5 protein-coding genes are annotated in these 5,425 nt (G+C 66.2%); 4 read left to right on the top strand and 1 reads right to left on the bottom strand.

From position 1 onward, the window contains the following. On the bottom strand, window positions 1–860 hold an 860-nt coding region (locus VN856_RS12855; protein WP_325689554.1), incomplete at its 3' end, for a hypothetical protein. A gap of 810 nt (window positions 861–1,670) precedes the next feature. Here VN856_RS12855 and VN856_RS12850 point away from each other — a divergent pair. The 4 genes from VN856_RS12850 to VN856_RS12835 form a co-directional block, all read left to right on the top strand. Continuing rightward, window positions 1,671–1,931, top strand: coding sequence for a glutaredoxin family protein (locus VN856_RS12850; RefSeq protein WP_325689552.1), 261 nt, complete (start codon window positions 1,671–1,673; stop codon window positions 1,929–1,931). 97 nt (window positions 1,932–2,028) lie between these two features. Next, window positions 2,029–3,378 carry a glutamyl-tRNA reductase gene (locus tag VN856_RS12845; protein WP_325689550.1) on the top strand — a complete coding sequence of 450 codons (1,350 nt, stop codon included), beginning with the start codon at window positions 2,029–2,031 and terminating at the stop codon, window positions 3,376–3,378. Between the two features lie 13 nt (window positions 3,379–3,391). Then, window positions 3,392–4,321 carry a hydroxymethylbilane synthase gene (hemC, locus tag VN856_RS12840; protein ID WP_325689556.1) on the top strand — a complete coding sequence of 310 codons (930 nt, stop codon included), beginning with the start codon at window positions 3,392–3,394 and terminating at the stop codon, window positions 4,319–4,321. Between the two features lie 31 nt (window positions 4,322–4,352). Further along, the coding region (locus VN856_RS12835) for an SAM-dependent methyltransferase (protein ID WP_325689548.1) at window positions 4,353–5,425 on the top strand (1,073 nt) is incomplete at its 3' end.

The following is a 5,425-nucleotide window of genomic DNA, read 5'->3' as shown; positions in this document are numbered from 1 at the left end:
CCTGCTGCCGCGGGATTTCCGGGAAGTTGACCCTGGCTTTGGGCCCCGAAGGATTGAGGTCCGAAGGATTGGGGTCCGAAGCCTGCTGGTGCTGCAAGAGGCTCCTGACCCTGCGATTCTGGGCCAAACGTTCGTGAGTCCGCCGGTGAGAAAGTCGCTACAGGAGCGGGCTCCTCCGTTCTGGATCCGAATGTCTGCGGTGAGTCTCCGGGTGGCGGGGCTTGGGGAGGGCCGCCTTCGCCAAGGAGGCCTTTCACTTGATTTGTAATGGTCTCCTTATTTGGAGAGCCGAGCATGCGGGTTGTGTCGATGCCGTGCTGCTGGGCGAATTGGCGCGCACTAACGGGGATCCCTCGCTGGTCGAGAATGTTCTGCATTGCTTCAAAGACGTTCTGAGTGCTCGGCGCCGCCGCGGAATTCGCGTCCTGTTGGCAACGCATCACCACCTCTACAATTTTGCCCAGTTTCACCGGAGGCAGATCTTTGGACTGTTGGATCTGGTCAATTTCTGATTTGCCCTCGTCGGCAATCGTTTTTAACCGCGAATTAAGCTCGCTGGCGCATCGGTGGGCAGTGCCGTGAGAGTCGCTGATGATGCCGTTCGTTTTCGCAACGCCAGCGGCCTGATCTGCGCCCCATGTAAATGCCTCACGCAGATTATCGGCCGTCATACCTTTCTGAGTATCCGGGCTGAGCGACCCAGTCAATTGTTGGCGCAAATCGTCCGAGAAATGTTGCCAAGCATTGGACGTCATGTGTCGCTTATTCGCCGCTACCGTCAAAGTACCGAGATCTGCTTCAGGGGTCCACCATTGACCCACCATTACGTGGAACCACGGATTACCATTGTTCGCGGCCACTACTTGCACAACTCCAGTGCACGCGCGAATGTAGAGTCACCGTCGCTTAAAAGGGCAGATTGGGCTTGGTCCGCATCTCTCGCGCCAGCCAAATAGTTCGCCCCTATATCGAGCATGACAGTAGATAAATGACGGATCGTGTCGGCAAGCGGTTGCGGCGTGGCGGGATCCAAATGATCCCGTAGATACCAACTTCCGCTAATTATTGAGAGTCGCGCATTGGCCGATTGTCCTTCAGCAAGGGCCGGGTCGCTGCTCACCGCACCTTGTTTGTTTGCGCCGGATTGCAGCGCGACTCCTTTATGTGTCGTTTCGACTGCTGCGCACGCGCGTGCCTTCGCATCGGAAACCTGCTGCTCCGTGTACGTCGGAGTCTTGGAGGGCGTCGCTGCCGGTTGTGGTGAGGGGCGAAACCACCCAACAATCGCGAGGCCTGAAGCGACAAGCGCAAGCGCCAAGGCAAGGAACGTTGGCCAGCGGGATTGCCCACGCGACGGAGATGGCCACACGGGCGGTCCGGCCGCAGCACCAGGAAATCCGGTCGGCGCGACTGGGTGCCCACTTGGACCGTTCGCGGCAGAAGGCCCCCTTGGCGGATATTCCGACATGCTGCGATGGTATCGCCGATCACCGCTTCCGGTATTCACCATTGCAATCCGTTACAGCCCTGCGGACGGACATTATCGGATTCGAAGCCCGTAACCGACGGGCCTCGCTGGCGACCGAAATGATCCAACGCATGACGCTGCGAATGGAACCGGTCGACCATCCAAAACCTCTGCAAATGAACCGAACTGCAACACTGGAGCCATGAGCCGCCGTCACGTCCAGCTGTTGACCCGCGCCGGCTGCACGATCTGCGACGGGGTCCACGCGCAGCTGAAGCAGCTCGCCAAGGAACTCGACTTCGAGCTGTCGACCACCGACGTCGACGCCGAAGCGGACAAGGGCGACAGCGCGCTACGAGCAGAGTTCGGCGACCGGCTGCCGGTGGTCCTGCTCGACGGCCGCGAACACAGCTACTGGGAACTCGACGAGCCCCGGCTGCGCAAGGATCTGGCCGGCGGGTGACTTCGCCGTAAATTTGGTGGCCCATCAGGTAAGCGTCTACGGTGGACACCAGTCAATTCACCGGTGTTAGCAAGGGAGCAGGCCAGGTGATTCAGCCGTGAGCGTCCTGCTCTTCGGTGTGTCGCACCGCAGCGCGCCGGTCTCGGTTCTGGAACAGCTCAGCACCGACGAATCCGAGCAAGTCAAGATCGTCGACCAGATCCTGCAGTCGCCGCTGGTGACCGAGGCCATGGTGCTCTCGACCTGCAACCGCGTCGAGGTCTACGCGGTCGTCGACGCTTTCCACGGCGGCCTGTCGGCCATCGGCCAGGTGCTGGCCGAGCGTTCCGGGATGACGGTCCCTGACCTCACCAAATACGCCTACGTCCGCTACAGCGAGGCCGCCGTCGAGCACCTGTTCGCCGTGGCCAGCGGGCTGGATTCGGCCGTGGTCGGCGAGGCGCAGGTGCTCGGCCAGGTCCGTCGCGCCTACGCCGCCGCCGAGGCCAACCACACCGTCGGCCGCGTGCTGCACGAGCTGGCCCAGCGTGCGCTGGCCGTCGGCAAGCGCGTGCATTCCGAAACCGGCATCGACGCCGCAGGCGCCTCCGTCGTCTCGGTCGCGCTCGGCATGGCCGACACCAAACTGGGCGGCCTGCGAGGCAAGACCGCCGTCGTCGTCGGCGCCGGAGCGATGGGAGCCCTGTCGGCAGCCCACCTGACCCGGGCCGGCATCGACCGCGTCTACGTCGTCAACCGTTCGCTGCCCCGCGCGCACCGGCTGGCTCGCAAAATCCGCGAATCCGGCGCCGCTGCTGAGGCATTGAGCATGGACAACCTGGCCACCGCGCTGGCCGACGCCCACGTCGTGGTCAGCTGCACCGGAGCGGTACGCCCGGTGGTGTCGCTGGCCGACGTGCACAACGCCCTGGCCACCGGTCGTCGCGACGAAACCGACCGACCCCTGGTGATCTGCGATTTGGGCATGCCGCGCGATGTCGACCCCGCAGTGTCCGGGCTACCCGGCGTCTGGGTGGTCGACATGGATCGCGTGCAGCGCGAACCGTCGGCGCGGGCGGCCGCAGCCGACGCCGAGGCCGCGCGTCACCTCGTCGCCGCCGAAGTCGCCACCTACCTGGCCGGACAGCGGATGGCCGAGGTCACCCCGACGGTCACCGCGCTGCGCCAGCGCGCCGCCGACGTCGTCGAGGCCGAATTGCTGCGCCTGGACCACCGACTGCCCGACCTGGAAGCGGCCCAAAAAGACGAGGTCGCGCGGACCGTGCGCCGCGTCGTCGACAAGCTGCTGCACGCACCCACCGTGCGCATCAAGCAGTTGGCCAGCGCTCCCGGCGGCGACAGTTACGCCGAGGCATTGCGCGAGCTGTTCGAGCTCGACCAGACCGCGGTTGACGCCGTGGCCACTGCGGGCGAATTGCCCGCTGTACCAACAGATTCCGCTGAGTAACCGCTTGGTCGACGTGATCCGGATAGGTACTCGTGGCAGTTTGCTGGCCACCACCCAGGCCGGCGCCATTCGAGATGCATTGCTGGCCAACGGCCACGAGGCCGAACTGGTGATCATCAGCACCGAGGGCGACCGGTCGTCCGAGCCGATCGCCGACATCGGGGTCGGCGTCTTCACCGCCGCGCTCCGGGAAGCCATCCACGCCGGCCAGGTCGACATGGCGGTGCACTCGTACAAGGACTTGCCGACGGCCGAGGACCCGCGATTCGTGATCGCCGCCATCCCCCCACGTGAAGACGCCCGCGACGCGCTGGTAGCCCGCGACGGGTTAGTGCTGGGAGAGCTGCCGAACGGCGCAATTGTGGGCACTTCATCGCCCCGCAGGGCGGCGCAGCTTAGAGCACTGGGTCTCGGTTTGGAAATTCGCCCCCTACGAGGCAACCTAGACACCAGGTTGAACAGGGTAAGCAGGGGTGATTTGGACGCGATCGTGGTTGCCCGGGCGGGTCTGACCCGGCTGGGACGTCTCGACGACGTAACCGAGACGCTGGAGCCGGTACAGATGTTGCCGGCGCCGGCTCAAGGGGCGCTCGCGTTGGAGTGCCGCGCCGGGGATTCCCGGCTCGCAACACTGCTGGCAGAGCTGGACGACGCCGACACCCGCGCGGCCGTCACCGCCGAGCGTGCCCTGCTCGCCGAACTGGAGGCGGGTTGTTCCGCGCCGGTGGGGGCGATCGCTGAGGTGGTCGAGTCCATCGACGAAGACGGCCGTGTCTTCGAGGAGCTGTCGCTTCGCAGTTGCGTGGCGGCGCTCGACGGATCCGACGTGATCCGCGCGTCCGGTATCGGCAGTCCGGATCGGGCACGAGAGCTCGGGCTCTCGGTGGCCGCCGAGCTGTTCGACTTGGGCGCACGGGAAGTCATGTCGAGTGCGCGGCAATGACGTCGCGCGCGAGAACGAGGTAGGAGCGACGATGACGACGCGAGGGCGTAAGCCGAGGCCCGGCCGCATCATGTTCGTGGGCTCGGGTCCTGGCGACCCGGCTCTGCTGACGACGCGGGCCGCTTCGGTACTGGCGAATGCCCCCCTGGTGTTCATTGACCCCGACGTGCCCGAGCCGGTGCTGGCGTTGATCGGCAAGGATCTGCCGCCGGTATCCGGACCTGCGCCGGCCGAGCCGGCCGCACCGTCGGACAACGGAACGGCCGAGGGGACAGGCACCGACGAACAACCCACCGCCGTGGTGTCGGTGGGACCCGATATCCGGCCCGCTTTGGGCGACCCGGCCGAGGTGGCCAAGACACTGGTCACCGAGGCCCGCACCGGGGCCGACGTGGTGCGCCTGGTGGCCGGCGACCCGCTGTCGGTGGATTCGGTGATCACCGAGGTGAACACCGTGGCCCGCAGCCACCTGCACTTCGAGATCGTGCCTGGCCTGTCCGCCAGCGACGCGGTGCCGACCTACGCCGGGTTGCCGCTCGGCTCGTCGCACACCGTTGCCGACGTGCGCGGCGATGTCGATTGGGGAGCCCTGGCCGCCGGCCCGGGCCCGCTGATCCTGCAGGCGACGTCCTCGCATGTGGCCGACGCGGCCCGCACGCTGATCGAGTACGGCCTGGCCGACACCACCCCATGCGTGGTGACCTCGTCGGGGACCACCTGCGCGCAGCGTTCGGTGGAGTCGACGCTGGGCGGGCTGACCGACTCGAACCTGCTCGTCAACGCGGACGGCGCGGCGCCGTCGCCGGTGGTCGTCACCATCGGCAAGACGGTGGCCAACCGGGCCAAGCTGAACTGGTGGGAAAGTCGCGCCCTGTACGGCTGGACCGTGCTGGTGCCGCGGACCAAGGACCAGGCCGGCGAGATGAGCGAGCGGCTGACCGCGCACGGCGCGCTGCCGATCGAGGTGCCGACCATCGCCGTCGAGCCGCCGCGCAGCCCCGCGCAGATGGAACGCGCGGTCAAGGGTCTGGTCGACGGCCGCTACCAGTGGGTGGTGTTCACCTCCACCAACGCGGTGCGCGCGGTGTGGGAGAAGTTCGGCGA

The organism is Mycobacterium sp. (assembly GCF_035603715.1).
Taxonomy (GTDB): Bacteria; Actinomycetota; Actinomycetes; order Mycobacteriales; family Mycobacteriaceae; genus Mycobacterium.
The sequence above is the reverse complement of the archived record's forward strand: the minus strand, read 5'-3'. Positions and strand labels throughout refer to the sequence as shown.

Coding starts and splice junctions, on each gene's coding strand:
- VN856_RS12850 (WP_325689552.1), top strand. CDS start 1,671: ATGAGCCGCCGTCACGTCCAGCTGTTGACCCGCGCCGGCTGCACGATC.